Source organism: Bartonella sp. ML70XJBT.G (assembly GCF_028618575.1).
Taxonomy (GTDB): Bacteria; Pseudomonadota; Alphaproteobacteria; order Rhizobiales; family Rhizobiaceae; genus Bartonella.
Window position 1 is genome coordinate 58,783 of sequence record NZ_JAQITA010000003.1, and the last position, 23,475, is coordinate 82,257.

The 23,475-nt window shown below is 38.3% G+C and carries 23 protein-coding genes; 14 read left to right on the top strand and 9 right to left on the bottom strand.

Annotation, left to right across the window (positions count from 1 at the left end; all coding sequences use genetic code 11):
* The first annotated feature begins 170 nt into the window (after nt 1–170).
* Nucleotides 171–1,460, top strand: a complete 1,290-nt coding sequence (locus PVV64_RS02290) for an MFS transporter (RefSeq protein WP_273759498.1) — start codon at nt 171–173, stop codon at nt 1,458–1,460.
* Here the strand turns inward: PVV64_RS02290 and PVV64_RS02295 are convergent.
* Nucleotides 1,457–1,720: a hypothetical protein gene (locus PVV64_RS02295; protein ID WP_273759678.1), complete on the bottom strand. Its 264-nt coding sequence runs from the start codon at nt 1,718–1,720 to the stop codon at nt 1,457–1,459. The genes PVV64_RS02290 and PVV64_RS02295 overlap by 4 nt on opposite strands.
* A 169-nt stretch (nt 1,721–1,889) precedes the next feature.
* Nucleotides 1,890–2,336 (bottom strand): DNA polymerase III subunit chi, encoded by a 447-nt coding sequence (locus PVV64_RS02300; protein WP_273759499.1) that lies wholly within the window; start codon nt 2,334–2,336, stop codon nt 1,890–1,892.
* A 396-nt stretch (nt 2,337–2,732) separates the two neighbouring features.
* Here PVV64_RS02300 and lptF point away from each other — a divergent pair, with 396 nt between their 5' ends.
* The 6 genes from lptF to rsmA all read left to right on the top strand — a co-directional run bounded on the left by lptF (nt 2,733) and on the right by rsmA (nt 10,274).
* Nucleotides 2,733–3,923, top strand: coding sequence for an LPS export ABC transporter permease LptF (lptF, locus tag PVV64_RS02305; protein ID WP_273759500.1), 1,191 nt, complete (start codon nt 2,733–2,735; stop codon nt 3,921–3,923).
* A complete protein-coding gene (gene lptG, locus PVV64_RS02310) occupies nt 3,920–5,014 on the top strand; it encodes an LPS export ABC transporter permease LptG (protein WP_273759501.1) in 1,095 nt (364 codons plus the stop codon). Before lptF ends, lptG begins: the two co-directional genes overlap by 4 nt.
* On the top strand, nt 5,015–7,366 hold the full coding sequence (locus tag PVV64_RS02315; protein WP_273759503.1) for an LPS-assembly protein LptD: 2,352 nt from the start codon (nt 5,015–5,017) through the stop codon (nt 7,364–7,366).
* A gap of 117 nt (nt 7,367–7,483) precedes the next feature.
* Nucleotides 7,484–8,440: a peptidylprolyl isomerase gene (locus PVV64_RS02320; RefSeq protein WP_273759505.1), complete on the top strand. Its 957-nt coding sequence runs from the start codon at nt 7,484–7,486 to the stop codon at nt 8,438–8,440.
* Nucleotides 8,440–9,453, top strand: a complete 1,014-nt coding sequence (gene pdxA, locus PVV64_RS02325; RefSeq protein WP_273759507.1) for a 4-hydroxythreonine-4-phosphate dehydrogenase PdxA — start codon at nt 8,440–8,442, stop codon at nt 9,451–9,453. Before PVV64_RS02320 ends, pdxA begins: the two co-directional genes overlap by 1 nt.
* Complete coding sequence (gene rsmA, locus PVV64_RS02330) at nt 9,444–10,274, top strand: 16S rRNA (adenine(1518)-N(6)/adenine(1519)-N(6))-dimethyltransferase RsmA (protein WP_273759509.1); 831 nt, start codon at nt 9,444–9,446, stop codon at nt 10,272–10,274. Before pdxA ends, rsmA begins: the two co-directional genes overlap by 10 nt.
* Nucleotides 10,275–10,294: 20 nt before the next feature.
* Here the strand turns inward: rsmA and gmk are convergent, their stop codons facing one another.
* The 7 genes from gmk to PVV64_RS02365 form a co-directional block, all read right to left on the bottom strand.
* Nucleotides 10,295–10,990: a guanylate kinase gene (gene gmk, locus PVV64_RS02335; RefSeq protein WP_273759511.1), complete on the bottom strand. Its 696-nt coding sequence runs from the start codon at nt 10,988–10,990 to the stop codon at nt 10,295–10,297.
* Between the two features lie 57 nt (nt 10,991–11,047).
* On the bottom strand, nt 11,048–12,157 hold the full coding sequence (mltG, locus tag PVV64_RS02340) for an endolytic transglycosylase MltG (protein WP_273759513.1): 1,110 nt from the start codon (nt 12,155–12,157) through the stop codon (nt 11,048–11,050).
* A gap of 104 nt (nt 12,158–12,261) precedes the next feature.
* Complete coding sequence (gene fabF / locus PVV64_RS02345) at nt 12,262–13,527, bottom strand: beta-ketoacyl-ACP synthase II (RefSeq protein ID WP_273759515.1); 1,266 nt, start codon at nt 13,525–13,527, stop codon at nt 12,262–12,264.
* Between the two features lie 99 nt (nt 13,528–13,626).
* Nucleotides 13,627–13,863 (bottom strand): acyl carrier protein, encoded by a 237-nt coding sequence (locus PVV64_RS02350; protein ID WP_273759517.1) that lies wholly within the window; start codon nt 13,861–13,863, stop codon nt 13,627–13,629.
* A 260-nt stretch (nt 13,864–14,123) separates the two neighbouring features.
* Entirely contained in the window at nt 14,124–14,861 is a 738-nt protein-coding gene (gene fabG, locus PVV64_RS02355) for a 3-oxoacyl-[acyl-carrier-protein] reductase (RefSeq protein WP_273759519.1), read from the bottom strand.
* Between the two features lie 20 nt (nt 14,862–14,881).
* Nucleotides 14,882–15,826 (bottom strand): ACP S-malonyltransferase, encoded by a 945-nt coding sequence (gene fabD / locus PVV64_RS02360; protein WP_273759521.1) that lies wholly within the window; start codon nt 15,824–15,826, stop codon nt 14,882–14,884.
* A 77-nt stretch (nt 15,827–15,903) separates the two neighbouring features.
* Entirely contained in the window at nt 15,904–16,491 is a 588-nt protein-coding gene (locus tag PVV64_RS02365) for an undecaprenyl-diphosphatase (protein WP_273759524.1), read from the bottom strand.
* 345 nt (nt 16,492–16,836) lie between these two features.
* Between PVV64_RS02365 and rpsF the strand changes: the two genes are divergently transcribed.
* The 7 genes from rpsF (at nt 16,837) to PVV64_RS02400 (ending at nt 23,468) form a co-directional block, all read left to right on the top strand.
* Nucleotides 16,837–17,244: a 30S ribosomal protein S6 gene (rpsF, locus tag PVV64_RS02370; RefSeq protein ID WP_273759526.1), complete on the top strand. Its 408-nt coding sequence runs from the start codon at nt 16,837–16,839 to the stop codon at nt 17,242–17,244.
* Entirely contained in the window at nt 17,244–17,492 is a 249-nt protein-coding gene (rpsR, locus tag PVV64_RS02375; protein WP_273759528.1) for a 30S ribosomal protein S18, read from the top strand. Before rpsF ends, rpsR begins: the two co-directional genes overlap by 1 nt.
* A 141-nt stretch (nt 17,493–17,633) precedes the next feature.
* Nucleotides 17,634–18,614 carry a hypothetical protein gene (locus PVV64_RS02380; RefSeq protein ID WP_273759529.1) on the top strand — a complete coding sequence of 327 codons (981 nt, stop codon included), beginning with the start codon at nt 17,634–17,636 and terminating at the stop codon, nt 18,612–18,614.
* Nucleotides 18,615–18,638: 24 nt separating this feature from the next.
* A complete protein-coding gene (gene rplI / locus PVV64_RS02385) occupies nt 18,639–19,235 on the top strand; it encodes a 50S ribosomal protein L9 (protein ID WP_273759530.1) in 597 nt (198 codons plus the stop codon).
* Between the two features lie 635 nt (nt 19,236–19,870).
* Nucleotides 19,871–21,361: a replicative DNA helicase gene (locus PVV64_RS02390; protein ID WP_273759680.1), complete on the top strand. Its 1,491-nt coding sequence runs from the start codon at nt 19,871–19,873 to the stop codon at nt 21,359–21,361.
* Nucleotides 21,362–21,367: 6 nt separating this feature from the next.
* Complete coding sequence (gene radA, locus PVV64_RS02395) at nt 21,368–22,765, top strand: DNA repair protein RadA (RefSeq protein WP_273759531.1); 1,398 nt, start codon at nt 21,368–21,370, stop codon at nt 22,763–22,765.
* 121 nt (nt 22,766–22,886) lie between these two features.
* Complete coding sequence (locus PVV64_RS02400; RefSeq protein WP_273759533.1) at nt 22,887–23,468, top strand: CvpA family protein; 582 nt, start codon at nt 22,887–22,889, stop codon at nt 23,466–23,468.
* The last annotated feature ends 7 nt before the right edge of the window (nt 23,469–23,475 follow it).

A 23,475-nucleotide genomic window follows, 5' to 3' on the forward strand; every position in this document is an offset into this window, starting at 1 on the left:
CAATTTGGATATATTTACAATATAGTCATCTATGCTTTTCATACTATAAGCATTGTTCTAATATACGGAAGAATAATAATATCGACTCGACACTGATTTGAAATTTCTATATTTATAAGAAATTAGTTCCATAATTTGATTTGTCATATACTGAAAGGGACATTCTATTCATGTCTATAAACTCAGAAATACAAAGTACAAGCAAAAGAAATTCTCCTCGTCGAATTTTATTTGCCAGCCTTATTGGTCCAACAATTGAATTCTTTGATTTTTATGTCTTTGCAACTGCCGCAGCTCTTATATTTCCCCATGTGTTTTTTCCAACGCAAAATGACCAACTTGCCATTTTGCAATCTTTTCTGATTTTTGGAGCAGCTTTTTTTTCACGCCCCTTTGGATCAATTCTTTTTGGACATTTTGGAGATAAAATTGGACGAAAAGCAACACTTATTGCCTCTCTTCTTACCATGGGTATGTCAACCGTTATTATTGGTTTTCTTCCCACTTATGAAACAGCTGGTTGGTGGGCTCCCTTTTTCTTAACCCTATGCCGTATTGGACAAGGAATGGGATTGGGTGGCGAATGGGGGGGAGCCGTTTTGCTCGCAACAGAAAATGCTCCTCCAGAAAAACGTGGATGGTATGCTATGTTTCCTCAATTGGGCGTTCCAATCGGTTTGTTCTTATCTATTGCTGTTTATTTAGGTCTGTTGCACTTTCTTGATCACGATCAACTTTTGGCATGGGGATGGCGCATTCCCTTTATTGCCTCTATTATTTTCATGATTGTGGGACTGTGGGTTCGTCTTTCAATCAATGAAACAGTTCAATTCAAGAAAGCCCTTCAAAGTAATGAACGTGTTAAAGTTCCTATCATTGATGTCTTTTTAAAATGTCCACGAATCCTATTTCTTGGAATATTTTCTGGTATGGCAACATTTGTTTTGTTTTATTTGGTCACAGCATATTTATTAAGTTACTCAACAAATCACCTTAAACTGCCATATCATCAGGCTCTTCAAGTAGAAGTGATTGGTGCTATTTTCTGTGGGATTTTTACCGTTATCACTGGAAAACTTGCTGATCGCATTAAGCGTAGAACTTTGATGATTTTGGTCACAATCATTACTGGTATCTATTCTTTCGCAATTCCTTATTTTCTAAATTCTGGAATTATAGGAGTCCTTATAATGTCTGTCATTGGCTTGTCTATCATGGGAATGATTTACAGTCCTCTTGGTGCTGTTTTGGCTTCGCCATATCCAACAACAATCCGCTATACGGGTGCTTCTGTAACATTCAATTTATCTGGTATCGTAGGGGCATCTCTTGCACCTTATATTGCAGAATATCTCGTGCAACATTTTGATACTTCTTATATCGGTTATTATTTGCTTCTCGCTTCTTTTATTTCACTGCTTTGCTTCGTGGGATTTACCGAAGATGAAATCTCTAACTAGAATATAATAAAAAACAATAAAATAAGCGCTGGCGGTAGAAATGCTGCCAGTTTTATTTTCCAAGACATCGGTTGAGGTATACTCAACCACAATATTCCAGAAAACAGTGCACTCAAAAAAAAGAATAAAATATCTGCAATATTGCCAATATAAGTAACAGAAAACATTCGCGATAGAATATGCGTTGTGCCCAACCATGAAACGCAAAAAAAAGCTAACATTACAGCCCATAAAATAAGCAAAATTCGATCAATAATCATCATCATTGCTGTTTAATCTTTTTTTCTTATAGTCCACACTTTTAGTACTCCTAAAAGAAAAATCACAAGAAAAACCCTTTACTTTCTCCTGATTCTTTCCCGATAAGAAATGCCCGAGTTGTGCTTTCCATTAGTCCTCTAAAAATCAAAATAATAGGCGTTACACACATCAAATCTGTTTTTCCCAACCGCGGTCTTCACTCTGTTGCCAATACGTTAATTTATGGTTCTGCATTTTATATTTTTTCCACTGTGCCCGAACAAGATTCAATTGTTCATCATTGTTGCCATCAAATATCACGACAAGCCGTTGATAAGAATCGATATCTGAGCAAATCGCCCCCTCTATGAGAAAGCGTATCTTTGAATCATTTGGATTTTCTTGCCCTGTGGTAAGAAAGACAGGTTGTAAATTTGGGTATTGATCACACTCAGTCCCATGTCCAATAAATGCTTCATCAGCATAAACCCACAAACGCATGTCCATAGCATCGCGTTGCTCTTTACTCACACATTGTATTGTGACCTTACCAAAACGATCCAGTGCACGCTCCACAAGTGTTGGCAGAATTTCCCCAAGCGTTGACTGCGTCAAATGATAGAATAGAATATCCACCCTCTTAGACCTCATCACTCTTTATAAAAAATTAACATTTTGGGGAAGAATCCTCTCTCATCTCCAGAATTAAAAAACTGGTTGAAAACATAATGTTTCCTCTTCTTTTGATTGTATGTATTACTTGCTTTTTCATATGTATTAAAGACAAATGGTCTGTTCTTAAGGTCACTAAAAGATCACTCTTAGCTTTATTTATCACTTCCCTATGCCTATCCTTTAACACAGAATATAATGTATTACACAATGGGTTGAAATTATCCTACTATTTTGCTCTATCTATTTGGTAAAAATGTGCAAGAAACATAAGAATATTTTAAATTTTGGTTATATTTTTCATTCAAGGCAGTGTAGAATAATTCTTTCTCGTTTGAAACTGAGGGTCTTATCCCATTTATGCGTATTATTGAGTTTTACATCCTAAAACGTGTTTTAATCTTGTTTAGTGCTGTCATGATTGCAGCAATTAGTATTAGCTGGACAGTGCAAATACTTGCACGAATAAATTTTCTTACAACAAGTAGGCAAACACTTCTAACAGTCTTGCAGTTTTCATTTTCATTGGTTCCTTCTGTTATTTTTCTTGTCATTCCATTTGCATTACTGATTGCAATTACGAGCACTCTTTCAACAATGAATCAAGACTCAGAGCTTGCAATCATCAGCGCCTCTGGTTTTCCCAAAAGCACTGTGTGGAAACCAATTCTTCTTCTCGCTATTGTTGCATCATGTGTCTCCTTTTCTATAGCCAATTTTGTTGTTCCTCAAGCACGTCTTAATATGCGACAAATGCTAGCAAGTGCCCATGTTGATCTTATTAATCTTTTTATTAGTGAAGGTAGCTTCCAAAAACTTGCCAATAATCTTTACATAGAAATTGGTGAACGCAATTCAAATGGAACGCTTGAACGACTTTTCATTGCCGACCAGCGCGATCCGAAAACTGATCTTTTTTATTATGCAACAGATGCATCAATTGTGAGTCATAAAAGTGGCAGTTTTCTTATCCTTCATAATGGTGAAATAGAAAGGATTAATCATCAAAATGATAGCGTCTCAATCGTTCAATTCAGCTCGTATGTCTTTAGCTTGAGTGAATTCATTCCCAACGATAAAACACCCACACTTTACCCGAAAGACCGTCCTCTTTCTTATTTACTAAGTCCTGATCCGAAAGATCCGTACTATCAGCGAAAACCACTCCAATATAAAGCTGAATTTCATCGCAGACTTACAGAATGGCTCTATCCAATTGTTTTTTCACTTATTGCCTTAGCCGCAGCAGGAAATACAGGCTCATATCGGCAAGCTCATAACTTTGCAAACTTCTCTGCCATTGCCATCTCATTACTCGTATATTGGATAGGATATTTTTTTGCCGAAAAAGCAAAGAGCGATCTTGCATACACTCCCCTTCTTTATATTACCCCCATAGGAATGAGTGCTTTCGTTGTTTCTATGCTTTTGACGAATCATACAATTGCTATTCCCACAAAACTTCATGAGATTATTCAATTTATTTTTCAAAAATTGGTTAAAAAATTTGCGCATCAAAAGTCTCAATATCCCTCGGATGAGGTATCATGATTGGGTGGACGCTTGGACGATATTTCTTTATACGTTATCTTAAAACAACCTGTTATTTTTTTTGGGGTATTTTTATTCTTGCCTTTTTGATTGATTTTACAGAAAATTCTGGTCGATTATCTTATCTTTCCCACTATACGGCAAAAGATACCTTTTTCATCTCTGTTTTACGCATCCCTTTTATTATGCAGCAACTCATTCCCTTTATTGCACTGTTTTCTGCAATGGTTATGCTGATTTCACTTAATCGAAAACTTGAACTTGTTGTGACACGCTCTATTGGCGTTTCTGCATGGCAATTTCTCATGCCTGCTTGCTTGGGTGCTTTTCTTTTTGGATTATTTTCAATTCTTTTTATTAATCCTCTTGCCGCATGGGGATTTTCTCAAGCAGAAAAAATGATGACTGAGTGGCGTAGTAACAACGTCTTAACATCTTCTTTTCAAAATACCCGTATCCCATGGTTAACACAACAAACACCTTCAGGTAGAACAACCATTGGTGCTAAATCTATCACCGATCAAGGACTTTCTCTCATTGAAGCAACCTTTGTACAATACAATGATGATGCAACAGTCAAAAATTGGATTAACACAAAAAAAGCAACATTGATGAACGGAGCTTGGCTCTTAACAAATGGAACAATCTATAAAATAGGACATCCTCCGGAAAAATTTACGACATTTCAAATAAAAACTAACCTAAAACCTGAATTTTTAACTGAACGTTTAGTGAATCCAGCGACTATCCCATTTTATCAATTGCCAAAAAAAATTATGATCGCACGTTCATTCGGCTATTCTGCCAATAATTTTGATATGTATTTACAATCTTTGATTGCATTACCTGCTCTTCTTGTGGCAATGACTCTTATTGCAGCAACTGTATCTTTAAATTTCACGCGGTTTGGACAATCTGGAATGTTGATTCTTAGTGGCGTACTCGCCGGTTTCGTGCTTTATGTTATTTCTGTACTCGTTCAAGCTTTTGGTAACGTTGGATATATTCCACCAATTATTGCAGCTTGGACACCAGTCGTTATTGCATTATTTTTGGGAATCTCCTTTTTACTCCATAAAGAGGATGGCTAAGTGAAAGCATTGATCCGTAAAAGAGTGATTCTGACAAAATTAAGTGCACTTACCTTTAAAAGTGTTATGTGCTGTGTTTTCGCTATATCTTTATCCTCTTCTGTAAACGCCAAAAGCCCTACTCTTCTTACTCAAAATCGTATCCAAAATCCCATCAGCCCTCTTCTACTCTCTGCAGACGAACTCATCTACAACCGTGATGAAAACAGTGTTTCTGCACAAGGCAATGTCCAAATCGAATATGATGGCAACAAAGTTATCGCTAAAAAAGTTACTTACAATCAAAAAACAGGACGAATCATAGCGCAAGGAAATGTTGAAGTTACTCAAAAAGATGGTAACAAAATTTATTCCAACCAAATTGATATGACTAAAGATTTCGGCGAAGGTTTCGTAAATGCCTTACGTATTGATACCGCTAACAATGTCCATTTTGCAGCAGCAAGTGCTACACGCCGCAACAGCCAGATAACAGTCTTTGATAATGCTTCTTATACAGCCTGTGAACCCTGTTCTTATAAACCAGATAGAGAAGTCCTGTGGAAAATTAAAGCAAGAAAGATCATCTGGAATAACATTACTAAAAAAATTCGATTTGAAAACAGCCGTTTTGAAATTTTTGGTGTACCAATCCTACAATTTCCAACTTTTGAGCTTAATGATCCAACTGTAAAGCGTGCTAGCGGTTTCCTTGTTCCTCATCTTTTCTATGCTGATTATCTCGGTATGGGTATAAAAAATTCTTACTTTTGGAATCTTGCACCGCATTATGATTTGACCCTCTCTTCTACACTCTATACTCAACAAGGGCTTTTAACCGAAGGTGAATGGCGTCAACGTTTAAAAACAGGCAGCTATAACATTCGCTTCGCGCATATATATCAAATGAAACCGCATAAGTTTGACAATGAGACAATTGATGCACAACATAAAAATCGTTATATGCTAGCGACAAAGGGGGATTTTCATATTAATTCACACTGGACCTATGGGTGGGATATTCTTGCACAGTCTGACAGACATTTTAGTCGTGCCTATAAACTTGATAACTATAACAATCCTACACAACTTTCTCAACTTTATTTGAATGGTCTTGCAGGTAAAAACTATTTTGATATGCGTTTTTACCATTTTAAAGTTCAAGATTTGATATTGAATAATCCTCATGAACGTCATTCTCGGCAAGCGTGGGTTCTTCCCCGTATTGATTATTTCTTCACACCGAATGAACCAATTTATCATGGGGAACTCACATTTCACAGCAATATGCAATCAATTTATCGTCGTCATACTGACTTTATTTCTACTGACTGGAACGGAAAACCTCTCAACGCTGCTAGACTTTCTGGCATCGCTGGCAATAGTTTTCGTTTAACAAATGAGCTAGAGTGGAAGAGGCGCTTTAACATGCAAAGTGGGCTTATCTTAACCCCTCTTCTTTCTTTACGAGCTGATATCATTACAACAAATGCACACGAAAATGATACTGCTTATAGAACAAATGACTTCTCATCCACTCTTCATCGTTCAGCATTTCGTGGTATGGCAACTGCTGGTCTCGAATTACGCTATCCCTTACTCATGACATTGGAAAACTCCACACATATTATAGAGCCAACTGCACAAATTTTTATACGCAATAATGAGCGATATATCGGAAAGCTCTCTAATGAGGATGCGCAAAGCTTTATATTTGATGCAACGACCCTCTTTCAACGGGATAAATTTTCTGGTTACGACCGTGTAGAAGGAGGAACAAGAGCCAATATCGGTTTAAGATACTCTGGAAATTTTAACAATAATTGGTCTCTTTATGGTCTTGTTGGACAATCCTTTCATCTTGCAGGAAAAAATTCTTTTGCAGAAAAGGATCTTGTTAACGTAGGAATTCATTCTAGCTTAGAGGTAACCCGTTCAGACTATGTCGCGATGTTTGGTGCAAACCATAAAAGTGGTTTTTCCCTAGAAACGCGTGGACGTTTTGATAAAAAAACAGGAAAAATCCATCGTAGTGAAATTGAAGCATCACAGAAATGGCGCAATTTTGGGGCGGCTGTACAATATGCCTATATAGCAAATCAACCAGATTACGAATATCCACAAGAACGCCAAGAAATTTCTTTTCAAACAGGTATTAAACTGGCTAACTATTGGTCTGTTAACAGCAATGCCGGTTATGATCTCGTATCGGGGACATTCATAAAACGAGGAATCAGCTTAAACTATACAGATGAATGTTTTGGACTCACATTTGGTTATCAGCAGATAACGGACCCAGGGAAGAAGACACCTTTGCAAAACTTTAATTTCTCTCTTTCATTGCGTACCATTGCAGATATCGGAAAAAGATAAACGCAAATTTATAAAGAGAATGTATAGATCATTTAACTTATCATTGTTTTTATGAAAAAAACCGTATATTTAAAGTAATTGATAAGGATTAAATAAATAATGCGAAGGCCTACTTACATGAATAAATTCAAAAAGCGTATTCTTGCTTTATTGTGTATTGCACCTTTGAGTGTCAGCAACCTCATAATAAGTGAATTTTTAATTTCACCGGTCTTCGCACAGACTGCCATTGTTGTTACAGTCAATGGTAACCCTATCACAAATTACGATATTCAAAGACGTGTCGCTTTTCTTAGATTGCAACAAAAGCAAGGCAATCTTGCGGTGCAAGCTAAAAATGAACTTATCAATGAGACCCTCAAAAACATTGAAATAAAGCGCCGAAATATTGAAGTAAGCAATGACGAGGTGGATAAAGCTTTTGAAAATTTTGCAATGCAAAATAATATGGCTATTGATCAACTCAATCAGATTTTGATTCAAAATGATATCACAGTACAACACTTTAAAGATTATATCCGTGGACAAATAGGATGGGGTCGTCTTGTTCATGCACGTTATCAAGCTGAAACGGGTTTGATTAGCGAACAGGAAGCCGTACGCAGAATATTGAAAAATGGTGGTGTAAAACCTTCAACCAATGAATATACACTACAACGAATTATCTTTGTCATTCCTGCACACCGCCGTTCAGAAATTTTTGAAAGACGCCAAAGAGAAGCCAACAATTTTCGCACACATTTCCGTGGATGCGCAAATTCTCAAAATCAAGCAAGAGGCATTTTAGACGTTACTATCCGCCACTTGGGGAAATTTCTCGAGCCCCAGCTTCCAAGCGCGTGGGAGCAGGCTATTCTTGCAACACCTGCTGGGAAAATGACAAAATTTCAAGAAACATCGGATGGAATTGAAGCGCTAGCTGTCTGTAAAATAAAAAGAGTTTCTGACGATTACGTCGCTCGGTTGATATTTTCTATTCAAGATAATAAGAAAAAAAGCCCACAGGAACTTGAAAAGTTAAGCGATAAATATTTAGAAGAATTGCGTCGGGTAGCGCGTATTCAAAACTCATAATGGCTGTCCTTGTTGTTAGCGGCGGTGATCCTGCCGGAATTGGTCCTGAAATAGCACTAAAAGCGTGGAATTTGCGTTTTACATGTCAAATCCCTCCTTTTGTTTTGCTTGCTGATCCAGATGTTATTCGTTCGCGTGCCCATTTTTTACAGATGGATGTTGAGGTAGAAAGTGTTGGAATAGATGATCCTGTAAAAAACTTTTATGCCGCTCTTCCTGTAATCCCATTGGAAAATCGACAAAGTGATCAACGAGGTTTCCCCTCTCCAAACAATGCTGCTGGAGTGATTGAGGCTATTGAACGTAGTGTCCAATTGATTCAAAGTGGATATGCTTCTGCACTGGTTACTTGTCCTATTGCCAAAAAAAATCTTTACGATGCCGGATTTAAATTTCCGGGTCATACAGAGTTTTTAGCCGATTTGGCTCATCAAGCCTTCAATAAATGTTATCATCCGGTTATGATGTTAACAGGACCCCGATTAAAAACGGTACCGATTACTGTTCATGTCCCATTCAAAGAAGTTTCTTCACAACTTACCTGCCATTTAATCGTTCAAACCGCACTCATTACGGAATATGACTTAAAAAAGAAATTTAAAATCACTGCTCCCCGTTTAGCTGTTGCTGGACTTAATCCTCATGCAGGAGAAGGAGGCGCTATGGGAAAAGAAGATCTTGAAATTATTACTCCAGCTATTGAAACTCTTAAAAAGAAAGGACTCAATATTGTCGGTCCATTGCCTGCCGATACAATGTTCCATGAATGTGCAAGAAAAACATATGATGTTGCCCTTTGCATGTATCATGATCAAGCCCTTATTCCTGTTAAGACATTAGACTTTGATAACACTGTTAATGTCACATTAGGGCTACCTTTTATTCGTACTTCTCCAGATCACGGAACTGCTTTTGATATTGCTGATCAAGGAATAGCTTCTCCAACAAGTTTTATTGCTGCCCTTAAACTTGCAAATCAACTTGCAGAAAATAGTTTGATAGCATGCCAATAGATCATTTACCTCCTCTGCGTAAAGTCATTGAGATATATGGATTACAAGCTCTTAAGTCCTTGGGACAAAATTTTCTTTTTGATCTTAACTTGACATCCAAAATTGCTCATCAAGCAGGTAATTTAGAAGGAAAACCTGTTATTGAAGTGGGACCTGGTCCTGGAGGTTTGACACGTGCCTTGCTTGCACAGGGAGCCATAGTAACAGCGATAGAGCGTGATGAGCGTTGTATACCGGCTCTTTTAGAGATAGAAAAGCACTATCCACAAAAACTAAAAGTTCTTTGTAATGATGCATTGAAGCAAAACTTCTCAATACTTTTTGAAACATCTCTAGAAAAACCACGCATTATTGCAAATCTTCCTTATAATATTGGAACGCAACTTTTATTAAATTGGCTATTGACTGAACCATGGCCTCCTTTTTATGAATCAATGACATTGATGTTTCAGCGTGAAGTAGCAAAACGCATTACTGCTCAGCCTCAATCCGCCCACTATGGACGTCTTAGTGTCTTAACTGGTTGGCGGACCACTGCTAAAATTGCTTTTGATGTTCCTCCTCAAGCCTTTACACCAGCTCCCAAAGTGACTTCTTCCATTGTTCATATTATTCCCCGCGCAACCCCCCTCAACTGCTCTGCCCAAAAATTAAGTTTTGTTACAAAAATTGCTTTTGGACAAAGACGAAAAATGCTTCGTCAAAATTTTAAAACTCTTGGAGGAGAAAAGCTTTTAGAAAAAGCTGGCATCGACGGGACACACCGTGCTGAAACGCTTTCAATTGCTGAATTTGTAACTTTAGCGAATTTGCTAACCTAAAAAACATAGCTTTTTGCTTCTTATTTCTTTTCAAAATGATCAAGGCGTTCGTCAACCTTTTCAGCAATAAGCCCATTAACAAAAGACTCAAGAAAAGAATAACGCTCACGTTTTACTGTTTCAGCGAAATAAATCGCTTTAATAAGTGATAAAGACTGATTTAAATCCTCATTAATAACAACATAATCGTAAGAACGCCAATGTTGCATTTCCGTCCGTGCATTTTTCAAGCGTAAATTGATAATATCTTGGCTATCTTCTGCTCGACGATGTAAACGTGAAATAAGCTCTTTCATAGATGGTGGAAGAATAAAAACAGATACGGTATCATCTGGCAACTTTTTTTGAAGCTGTTCTGTGCCTTGATAGTCAATATCAAATAACATGTCTCTGCCAGCACTCAAAACATTTTCAACGCTTTCACGTAAAGTTCCATAATAATTTCCATGGACTTCTGCCCATTCAAGAAATTCATCACCATCGCGTTTGCGTTCAAACTCTTCCTTTGAAATAAAATGATAATGAAGGCCATCCACTTCACTAGGACGTCTTTTCCGTGTTGTCATACTTACCGAGAGCTCTAATTGTCCATCTTTTAAAAGTAACCGAGAGAGAGTTGATTTGCCTGCTCCTGAGGGTGAAGAGAGAATCAATAATAAACCACGACGCTGGTTGCTTTTTTTAGCATGCGATCCATCCCCAAAATCTGTCATCATACTGTTCTACTTTTCTTTAAAACTTCAATAATAGGTTCTCTATAGAGTTTTTTAAAATCAATGTGTTGCCTTGAGTGCACGCCACTTGCGAACATTCATATTATGCTCCTCTAAAGTTCTAGAAAAAACATGTCCTCCTGAACCATCCGCAACAAAATAGAGTGCATCACTGCTTGGTGGATGTGCCACGGCTTTTAAAGAATCTCGACCTGGATTGGCAATAGCTGTTGGCGGTAAACCATCAGTTTTATACGTATTATATGGTGTCTCTTTCTCAAGATCTGAACGGTAAATTGCACGACCGGATGGCATGCCTTTCCCACCAAAGAGACCATAAATTACTGTTGGATCAGATTGAAGACGCATATGTTTTGCAAGACGATTATAAAATACCGCAGCAATCTTAGGTCTTTCTGCCGCAATTCCTGTCTCTTTTTCAACAATTGATGCCAATATAACAAATTCATCGATAGATTTTATTGGTAAGTCGGGTGAGCGCGTAGCCCATATAGCATGAATTAATTTTGTCTGTCCTTCGCGCAATCTGTTTATAATTTCTTTACGCGTTGTTCCACGAATAAAACGAACAGTATCCGTCATCAAACTGCCTTCTGGAGGCAAAACTTTTGGAAGATCACCAATTAAAACTTCATTAGCTGCTAATCGATCAAAAACTTGTTGAACCGTCAAACCTTCTGGCACCGTAAAAGTATATTCAATAGATTTGCCTTTCACAAGAATATCCATAATATCCTGCATTGAAGCATGGGCTGGAATTAAATATTCACCAGCCTTAAGATGGGTTGTTTTTTGATGATAACCAACCCCATAAACAAAAACATCCGCTGATCGAATGAGACCTCGTTTTTCAAGAAGGGAAGAAATTTCACGAATCCCTGTTCCAGGAGAAATAAGAACAACTTGCTCTTCTTTCGATATTCCCTTTCCTTCAAAAATACTTTTTCCAATATAAAGTGGAATGCTTATGGCTAAAATAATAACCACAATAAACATCAAAAAAAAATGACCGAGAATAACCAATGGATTACGTACGATAAATGACTTCTTTTGTTTTTTATGTGCTAACATACCACTCTTATCTACTCTATGATTTGAAGAGGAATCATCTATGTCCTGTAGTGGTTTGTTGTTTTTCACATCGGACACAATTCTTACCCTCAACAAGTCTTAAGTATTACAGCTATAATTTTTCACTTAGATTTTTATAATTTTATAATAAAGTAGAAAACTCATAAATAAAAAAATGTAACTTATTCTTCTCCAAAGCGCCGCATCACTAAAGAGGCATTTGTTCCACCAAAGCCGAAGGAATTGGAAAGAATCGTATTAATCTTTCGTTCACGCGGTTTATGTGGAACAAGATCAATTTTCGTTTCAATTGACGGATTATCAAGATTAAGAGTCGCTGGAGCTATATTATCACGTATAGCTAAAACACAAAAAATAGCCTCAGCAGCACCAGCCGCACCAAGCAGATGCCCTATAGATGATTTTGTTGATGACATGGATACTTTTGGTGCGTAATGCCCCAAAACACGTTCAACAGCGGCCAACTCTATGTCATCTGCCATCGTTGAAGTTCCATGGGCATTAATATAATCAAGTTCGCTTACATTTACCTGTGCACGCTTTAGAGCAGCTATCATACTACGCTGTGCACCCTCACCACTCTCTGAGGGAGCAGTAATATGATAGGCATCACCAGATAAACCATAGCCAATAACCTCAGCATAAATACGAGCTCCACGCTTTTTCGCATGTTCAAGTTCTTCTAAAACAACAACTGCTGCTCCCTCACCCATCACAAAACCATCGCGATCAGCATCATAAGGACGTGATGCATGTTCAGGATCGTCATTACGACAAGTAGAAAGAGCTCTGCAAGCAGAAAAACCAGCAAGAGATATTCGATTAATCGGAGATTCAGTGCCTCCTGCAACCATGACGTCTGCATCACCAAATGCAATCAAACGTGCTGCATCACCAATGGCATGCGCACCTGTCGAACAAGCCGTTACAACCGAATGATTAGGACCACGTAAACCATACTTAATTGATACATAGCCAGAAGCAAGATTAATCAAACGTCCTGGAATAAAAAAAGGAGAAACACGCCGAGGCCCTTTATCACGAAGTGTATAACCAGCCTCAACAATACCTTCAATACCCCCAATTCCCGAACCAATTAATACACCTGTGTTAATCTGATCCTCATCACTCTTGGGAAACCACTCAGCATCTGAAAGTGCTTGGCCAGCGGCAGCCATTGCATAAACAATAAATGCATCAACTTTACGCTGTTCCTTTGGATCCATATACAAATCGGCATTATATGTACCATCTGTTCCATCGCCTAAGGGAATACGAGCAGCAATCTGACATGGCAAATCGGATACATCAAACTCCGTAATACGCCGAACACCACTTTTTCCCTCAAGGAGGCGTTTCCAGCTATATTCAACATCACCAGCTAATGGAGATACTAACCCTAAACCAGTAATAACAACACGTCTCATAACTCTTAACCTTGAATTGAGATCACCTCTCAAAGCTCTATTTCCAAAATAGCTAAAAAAATAAAAGCAAAAGTATTTTACACTTTTGCCTTTCTGTTATCACGCAGAAGCTTTATCAATAAACTTCACTGCATCACCTACCGTGAAAATCGTTTCAGCAGCTTCATCTGGGATTTCTACACCAAATTCTTCTTCAAAAGCCATAACGAGCTCAACCGTATCAAGGCTATCTGCTCCTAGATCATCGATAAAGCTTGCATTTTCTACCACCTTATCTGCACTCACTCCAAGATGCTCTACGATAATTTTCTTAACGCGCTCTACTGTATCACTCATATTGAAATCCTCAAATTTATTTTCCTATAATTTGGTTAGCTATATCGGATCATCTAATCAAGTAATAGATGCATTACTCTTAAAGATTTTAGCAGCGATTCAAAACACCCTGTGGATATCCCCTAAAAATGAAACAATCTGACATTCCGATATAAATTGATCAATCTACGATATTTAAAGACATGGGCGCATCTTCCCATTTCTTTTATTACTACTTAAAATAATACAGATTATAAATCAATGTGGAATAAAGCAAATACTCAAATCATTGCCATCCCGCCATTGACGTGTAACGTTTGACCTGTCACATATGCTGCTTCATCACTTGCTAAATAAGCAGCAGCAAAAGCTATTTCTTCCCCACTTCCCATACGTTTCATTGGAATCGCCGCCATAATGGTTTCTTTTTGCTTCTCATTAAGCTTATCGGTCATAGCAGACTGAATAAATCCTGGAGCAATACAATTAACCGTAATGTTTCGTGAAGCAATTTCTTGCGCTAATGCTTTAGAAAAACCTATCAAACCAGCTTTTGCAGCACAATAGTTGGTTTGTCCAGGATTTCCGACAACACCAACTATAGACGTTATGTTAATAATCCTTCCATAGCGACGCCGCATCATAGAATGTGTTAATTCACGTGTTAAAGTAAAAGCAGCAGTGAGATTGACTGCTAAGACATCATCCCAGTCTTGATCTTGCATACGTACAAAAAGACCATCTCGGGTGATGCCCGCATTGTTAACCAAGATATCAACCCCACCCATCTCTCTTTCTGCTGTTTCAGCCAATTGCTTAACGGCTTTGCGCTCAGAAAGATTAGCAGGGAATACAAAAACATCTTGTCCTAAATCTGCTGCCACTTCTTTTAACTTGTCTTCACGCGTTCCATGAAGCCCAACAGTCGCTCCTTGCGCATGAAAACAACGTGCAATTGCTTCACCTATTCCTCCCGATGCCCCCGTCACAAGAGCTTTACGACCTGTTAATTTAAACATTTTTTAGACTCCTTAATAGATTAAACACCAAGCACCTGTAGTGCTGCTTCTATTTCCTGAACTGTTCCAACTGTAAATCCCTTTATATCTTTGTTAATACGACGCGCTAAACCGGTTAACACTTTTCCAGAACCAACCTCAAACAGTGTATCAACCCCATTACTTCCCATCCATTCTATTGTTTCACGCCAGCGTACTCTCCCTGTCACTTGTTGGACAAGAAGCGTAAGAATACGTTCTGGATCAGTTTCTGGTGCAACAGAAACATTGGCAACCAAAGGAACAAGAGGAGGCATTTTATTAACAGTGAAAAGTGCTTTCTTCATGGCATCAGCAGCAGGCTGCATTAAAAGCGAATGAAATGGAGCAGAAACAGAAAGAAGAAGTGCACGTTTAGCACCTTTTTTTGATGCAACCTCTACCGCTGTTTCAACCGCTTTTGCTTCACCTGAAATAACAATTTGTCCTCCCCCATTATCATTCGCAATCTGGCATAATCCTTGCTTAGAAACCGTTTCGCAAATTTCTTCCACATCTTCTTCACTCAAACCAATAAGTGCTGCCATAGAGCCTTTACCAACAGCAACAGCAGCTTGCATGGCATTGCCACGAATGCGTAAGAGCTTTGCCGTATCTGTAAGACTAAATGTACCTGCAGCACAAAGAGCCGAATATTCTCCCAAAGAATGGCCTGCAACAAATTTTACCTTTTCTTCTATATTCAGCCCCAATTGTTCCATCACACGAATAACAGCCATGGATACGGCCATTAATGCTGGTTGCGCATTTGCTGTTAGCGTCAAAACATCTGCTGGTCCTTCAAAAATAATATCTGATAATTTCTCCCCGAGGGCCTCATCAACTTCCTCAAAAACCATCCGTGCTGCAACAAATTGCTCCGTAAGCGCCTTGCCCATACCAACAAGCTGACTCCCCTGCCCTGGAAAAATAAAAGCTGTAGCCATTTATCGACTCCTAAAATTGTGCGATTCAATTCTTTTCTTTTGATCTTATTCATCAGCACAAATCAAGATAAAGTGCCTTATTTGAAATGGATATCTCTTTTAAAATTATATTTTAATGGTGGAATCTGATATAAAAACTGAGGGAAATACGGTGCTATAAATTGAACAACACCCCAACTTATGAAACTTCCTAAAATGATCCCAGCAACAACATCAAGAGGATAATGTACACCAACGAAGATACGCCCCCAACAGATTAAACACAAAAGCACTCCTGCAATCTTAGAAGCTACTTTGTATCGGTAGAAGTAGAGATTCGCTGTATAAGATGCAATAGTCAAAGCATGATTACTCGGAAAAGAAGCTGTTGGACGATGTTGAATGAGTGGATTTGTCAAACCGACAACAAATGGGCGTGGGTGAAAATAAGTGAGTGAAATGAGATAACCGACAAAAAGAGCGACACAAATACTCACACAAATGCTTAAGGCTGTGCGCCGTTCCATCTGTTCACCGCAAAACCACAATACGCAAAGATGTAGTGGGATAACATAAATTAAAAACTTTGCGCAAAAAATACTAAAAAATAGTAAAATCGACCAAGACTGATGATTGCCTGTCAATATTCCTAAAAGTGCAATGTCAATCCGGTTTAAAAAATCCATTCCTCTCTCCTTCATATCTATATTACAACTTTACGGCATCGTCTCTTTAGAAAATAAGGACAATATATCAAGATTTAATAAATCAATTTTTTTATGCACATAAACTTGCTATTTTAAAAGATAAGCTGTAAATGTCAGACGTTTGTTACCGGCATTTTAGCTGGGGATTGAACGGAGGACTGGAAAGTAACCAGTAGAAAGTGCAAAATTTTCGACCTCCTGTGTCTCCGCTCTCGAATGTCTCAAATTGTAAACGCGTCCTTTCTTCTTTGGGTCTCCAAAAAAGACAAGTCGCAGAGGCTTTGCGCTAAAACCGGTAAAGTTTAATTGAAGAAAGGCAAAATAATGGCTCTTTATGAACAGATATTCCTTGCCCGACAAGACATTGCTCCACAGCAAATTGATGAACTTTTGAATGTCTACAAAGGTGTCATCGAAGCGCATGGGGGAAAAGTTGGGCGTGTAGAAAATTGGGGTCTTCGCGCCCTTGCTTATCGTATTCGCAAAAACCGTAAGGCTTATTATGTGCTGGTTAATATTGATGCGCCAGCCGCAGCGATTGCTGAAGTTGAACGTCAAATGCGTATCAATGAGGATATTTTGCGTTACATGACCATTCGCGTCGAAAAACACGAAAAAGAGAAATCTATTGCGCTTTCACGCTTTGATCGTAGTAATCAAATTGGTCAAGACGAAGAGCGCTCTCGCTCCTCGCGTCGTCAACGTGAAGATGCCATAGAAGGAATAGAATAATGACTGATATGAATCAAACTGCAGCGCGTCGCCCCTTTCACCGTCGTCGTAAGACATGCCCGTTTTCAGGTGCGAATGCTCCCAAAATTGATTATAAAGATGTCAAATTGTTGCAACGTTATATTTCAGAGCGTGGGAAAATTGTTCCATCAAGAATCACTGCTGTTAGTCAGAAAAAACAACGTGAGTTGGCAAATGCCATTAAGCGTGCTCGTTTTCTCGGACTACTACCATACGTTATAAGATAAACTCCTCCAACTGGGGTGTTTCCCCAGTTGCCTTGTGTAACTTAGCAATATAGCCTGATTACAGATTATATTAAAGTCTATAAAGTACCAAAAGTTGGGGCGTTATAATGCCTCTAACTGCAAAAAGCAGGACAGCGGTAAATGGAAAATTTTCATGTTTATAAGATAATGACCGGTATTTTAGCGGGGTTGTTTGCTGTTGTGATAGGAATGGCAATTATCAATGTCGCGAATATTGCTCCCTATTTTTCTCTTTTTCTTGGCTGCTTTCTTTCATTGCCAATTTTCATTGTTGCATTCGCTCAAGGAACATTTGCCAGCGTCGTTGCGCTCATCATTGCTACTGTTGTTCTTATCATCACCACTAATATCTATATTGCTCTTGGCTTTATGTTGTTATTTTTCCTTCCGGCTGTTTATGCTTCTTGGCTCCTCGGACTTGCACGACCCACACAAAAGGAAAATGGCCTGATATGGTATCCGTTATCATCGGTCATTTTTCATTTAACTAATTTCATAGCTCTTATAGCAACCTTCATCGGGCTTTATGTGCAAACCCGTCCTTCTACCCCCCTTATTGTAAAAAAAATCACGGAAAATATAGCACAAGCTATGCAACAATCTCGATCAATGAGAGAAACTGATATACAGGCTCTTAGTGAATTGTTGATGACACATGCAGCAACTTTGACTGCTATTGCTTTGACAATTTATAGTTTGATTTTTCTCATTGGTAATCTTTATTTTTCGGTAATAACAGCACAACATATGAAATGGCTCAAAAGGCCCCGTGATGATTGGAGTCAAACACTCCGTTTGCCAATCTCTGGAATTTTTATTTTCATTATTGTTTGCATAGCATCAATGATTGAATTGAGCGCTCCTGTTAATTTGAGCACACGTGTTTTTAGCACTGCATATACTCTTATCATATCAATCAGTGGTCTAGCATATCTCCATAATATTACGAAAGGGATCAACGGACGATTTATTATACTCTCTCTTGTTTATATTGCCATTTTAACCGTCGTTTTTGCTCCACCAATTTCTTTCATGATGCTGTTAATGGGTATTTGGGCAGCTATTCAATACAACTTTCAATCACGCAAAAAACTTCATTAAATTTATTGTTCGAAAGGAAAAACTATGGATATTATTCTACTTGAGCGCATCCCTCGCCTTGGTCAGATGGGGGACATTGTCTCAGTTAAAGATGGTTATGCACGTAATTTTCTCTTGCCTCAAGGTAAAGCTTTACGTGCGAATGAAGCTAATAAAAAACATTTTGAAATACAACGTGCACAACTTGAAGCGCGTAACCTTGAACGTAAAAGCGAAGCACAAAAAGTCGCTGAAAAACTTGATGGTAAATCATTTATTGCTGTTCGTTCTGCTGGCGAAACGGGGCAACTTTACGGTTCTGTGTCAACACGTGATATCGCTGAAATTATAACAAATGACGGTTTTTCTATTAGTAGAAATCAAATTGAACTTAACCATCCCATAAAGACTATTGGCCTTCATACCATCACTCTTAGCTTACACCCTGAAGTTCAGATTTCTGTGGTCATTAATGTTGCACGATCAACGAGTGAAGCACAACGCCAAGCAGAAGGTGAAAATTTAACCTCTGCTGAAGCAATATATGACATTCAAGAAGAGTTGGTAGAGGAACAACAGGAAGAATTATTAGCAGAAGAAAATCATGACAATGAGTCAAACAGTCTTAATGAAGAAGTTTAATTGTCTTTTTATCTGTCTTGCATTTTGCATTGTCTAAAAGATTGATACATTATAAAAGCACTCAGCCGAAAAAGTTGAGTGCCTTTTGTTATTTTATCATAAAAAAAAACTGTATCTAGCATATCGCGTAAAATATTATATACTAAAAGCTATAAGAGCTGAGTGAAAATTTTCTTATCCGTTTTTTTTAATAGAATAAAAATTGCTTAAGTTTCTATTCCTCAAAAGAGTGGTATTTGCATAACATGAAGCAGTCAATCAATGACATCCCTCTATGATCTAAAATAATTTTGATTATAAAAGGGTTGTTTTACGTATACTGATATTAAAATTTTGAAATTACATATTACCAAGATATCTGAGGTATGGTATTGTGTTTTCTTTTAACACCATAAAGTGCAATTTGGGAAGTTTATATATTCTCTAAAATTTCCACATTCTAAAAATAAAATATAAAGGAATAAGGTGTATATTAGTAATACACAAATGGTGAATCAGCAATTGAAGAGAAGCTCAAAAAATTTAAAATATGATTGTAGCTCAAAAGGACGATCTCATTATCTATCGTTTTAGTATATAGCACTTCATTGAGAGCCTAAAATAGCTAAAGGTGAAATTTAGTGGAAAAAACTGTTATGGAAAAAACAAGCATTGTCAACTTCAGTCCTGCGCAAAAAGAGGAAAACTCTTCCTTTCAACAACTCCCGCATAATATTGAAGCTGAACAAGCGTTGCTTGGCGCGCTTCTCATCAATAATGAGGCGCATGATCGCGTGTCAGATTTCCTAAAGCCTGAACATTTTTTTGAACCACTACATCAAAAAATTTATGATGTTTTATCCCATCATATCGAAAAAGGAAAAATTGCTGATCCGGTTACCATCAAGCCCTTTATTCCAGCTGATGAAAAAATTGGAGATATCACCGTATATAATTATGTTGTTCGTTTAGCAAAAGAAGCCATAACAATTATTAATACCGAAGATTATGGACGTGTTATCTATGATCTTTTTATCCGGCGCTCCTTGATTAATCTCGGAACGCAAGTTGTTAATACAGCCTTTGATGCTCCTGTAGAATTTACCCCATCCCAACAAATTGAAACTATTGAACAGCAATTGTTTGAATTGGCAGAAAAGGGAAAATATGGAGGTGGATTTGAGAGTTTTGATGAAGCTATCAAAAAAGCTGTGGACATGGCAAGCGCTGCCAAAAAGCGCTCTTCACACTTATCAGGAATAGCAACTCATATTAAAACACTTGATGAAAAAATGGGAGGATTACAAGCATCCGACCTCATTATCCTCGCAGGACGCCCTGGTATGGGAAAAACATCATTGGCGACCAATATTGCCTTTAATATTGCGAATGCTTGCAATCGTGGTAACAAAACACAAGAAAATGAGGGAGGCATTGTTGGATTTTTCTCACTAGAAATGTCATCAGAACAACTTGCAACCCGCATTATTTCCGAACAAACAGAGGTGTCTTCTTCTGATATCCGTCGTGGAAATATTTCAGAAGAGCAATTTTCTAAAATTATCCGTGCTATGAATCGTTTGCAAAAAGCACCGCTTTATATTGATCAAACTGGTGGTATATCCATTACGCAACTGACTGCTCGTGCACGGCGTCTTAAGCGACAACATGGTTTGGATGTTTTATTTATTGACTATATTCAGCTCATGACAAGCGGTTCAAAACGTTCCTCAGAAAATCGTGTTCAGGAAATTACAGAAATCACTACGGGATTAAAAGCCTTGGCAAAAGAACTGAATATTCCTATTATTGCCCTTTCACAACTTTCGCGCCAAGTTGAAAATAGAACAGATAAACGACCACAACTCTCAGATTTACGTGAGTCTGGTTCGATTGAGCAAGATGCAGACATCGTCCTTTTTGTCTATCGCGAAGAATATTATTTCAAAAATGAAGAACCCAAATTAGGCACTCTCGAACATACAAAATGGCAAGATGAAATGGATAAAATTATGGGGAAAGCCGACGTTATTGTCGCAAAACAACGCCATGGCCCCACAGGAACCGTTCCTCTTGCTTTTCAGTCTGATTTCACACGTTTTAGTGATCTGGCAGATAGTCATTATCTTCCAGAACAGATTGGTTAAATCATCATGGCACGCAGCCGCATTCAATTTATTTGCCAAAATTGTGGAACCGTCCATTCACGTTGGGCTGGGAAATGTAATTCTTGTGGTGAATGGAATTCCCTTACCGAAGAGAATCTGAATGGGGGCATCGGCACTGGTCCAATGCAAAATATTCGTAAAGGACGTGTTATTCCTCTTACATCTCTTTCGGGAGATCTGAAAGATGCTCCACGTATCCATTCTGGTATCACTGAACTTGATCGTGTGACAGGTGGAGGCTTTGTTCGTGGATCAGCGCTCCTTGTTGGTGGCGATCCAGGTATTGGTAAATCAACATTACTGACACAGACAGCTGCTGCTTTATCGCGAAAGGGGCATAATGTCATTTATGTTTCAGGTGAAGAAGCTATTGCACAAATTTGTCTGCGTGCCCAAAGACTTGGAACGGCCAAAACAGCGGTTAAACTTGCCGCTGAAACGAATGTTGAAGATATTCTTGCAACCTTAAGTGATCATAAAAATCTCGATATGGTGATTATCGATTCTATTCAAACTCTATGGTCAGATGCAGCCGATTCAGCACCTGGGACTGTCACACAAGTACGCATCAGTGCTCAAGCAATGATCCGCTTTGCAAAAAAAACAGGAGCAGCTGTTGTTCTTGTCGGCCATGTAACAAAAGATGGGCAAATCGCTGGCCCCCGTGTGGTCGAACATATGGTGGATGCTGTTCTCTATTTTGAAGGTGAAGGTGGACATCATTATCGAATCCTTAGAACTGTTAAAAACCGCTTCGGCCCAACAGATGAAATTGGTGTTTTTGAAATGTCTGATAAAGGATTACGGGAGGTTGCTAATCCATCGGAGCTCTTTTTGGGTGAACGAAATGAAAAAGCACCAGGATCTGCTGTTTTTGCAGGAATGGAAGGAACACGCCCAATACTCGTAGAAATTCAAGCGCTTGTTGCTCCCTCCTCACTTGGAACACCACGACGCGCTGTTGTGGGATGGGATGGAAATCGTCTTTCAATGATTCTTGCCGTTTTGGAAGCACATTGCGGTATTCGCTTTGGACAACATGATGTCTACCTTAACGTTGCAGGTGGATATCGCATATCAGAACCAGCCGCTGATTTAGCCGTTGCTGCAGCTTTGGTATCTTCTCTTGCAAACATTCCTCTTCCAACAGATTATGTCTATTTTGGTGAAATCAGCCTTTCAGGGGCAACCCGCGCTGTTGCGCATTCAGCACAACGCATCAATGAAGCCAAAAAACTAGGGTTTCAAGGAGCTGTTCAACCCACAACAAAAACCAAAACAATGAAATTGCTCAATTTTCAACAAAAAACATTCTCTGATCTTCCCGAGCTGGTTGCAGCGCTTACTGCAGGTAAAAAATGCTCCACGTCACACCTATCATAATATAGAAAAAACTCTACAAAAGATAAAAGACCCTTGCTATAAGAATAAAAAATGGCATAACAAGAAACGCATTTGTATACTCACCTAAAAGAATACAACTTTATGTATAAGGAACAAACAAATGATCATAACAGTCCTTGACGGAATTGTCGTAGCAGTCATCCTGTTGTCCGCTTTTCTTGCTATGCTCAGAGGATTTTCACGCGAGATACTGTCGTTGGTTTCTTGGGCAATCGCAGCTGTTGCTACATTATTTTTATTCAAGCCTGTCTTACCCTTTTTTGAACAATATCTCTCTAATAAAATGATCGCATTGATCACAACTTTGGTCACAATCTTTATTATTGTTCTCATTATTACTTCGATCATTACGATGAAGATCTCTGATTTTATTATTGATAGCCGCATTGGCATCCTTGACCGTATTATCGGCTTTGTTTTTGGAGTGCTTCGTGGTTTATTTATTGTGGTTATCGGCATGTTGCTTCTTAATGCACTTGTGAATCCTGAAAACCAAGCAAATTGGTTAAAAAATGCCAAAACAAAACCCATCTTAGATTCATTGGGACAAAAGGTCTTGGAAAGACTTCCCAAAAATCTCGATACTGTTCTTGAAAAGGCTGAAAATTTTTTAAAAAAAGACGATGCTCATACACAGGATAAGCGCTCTCATGAAAAAGTCATTCAGCAAAATGGAGAATAGTTCATCA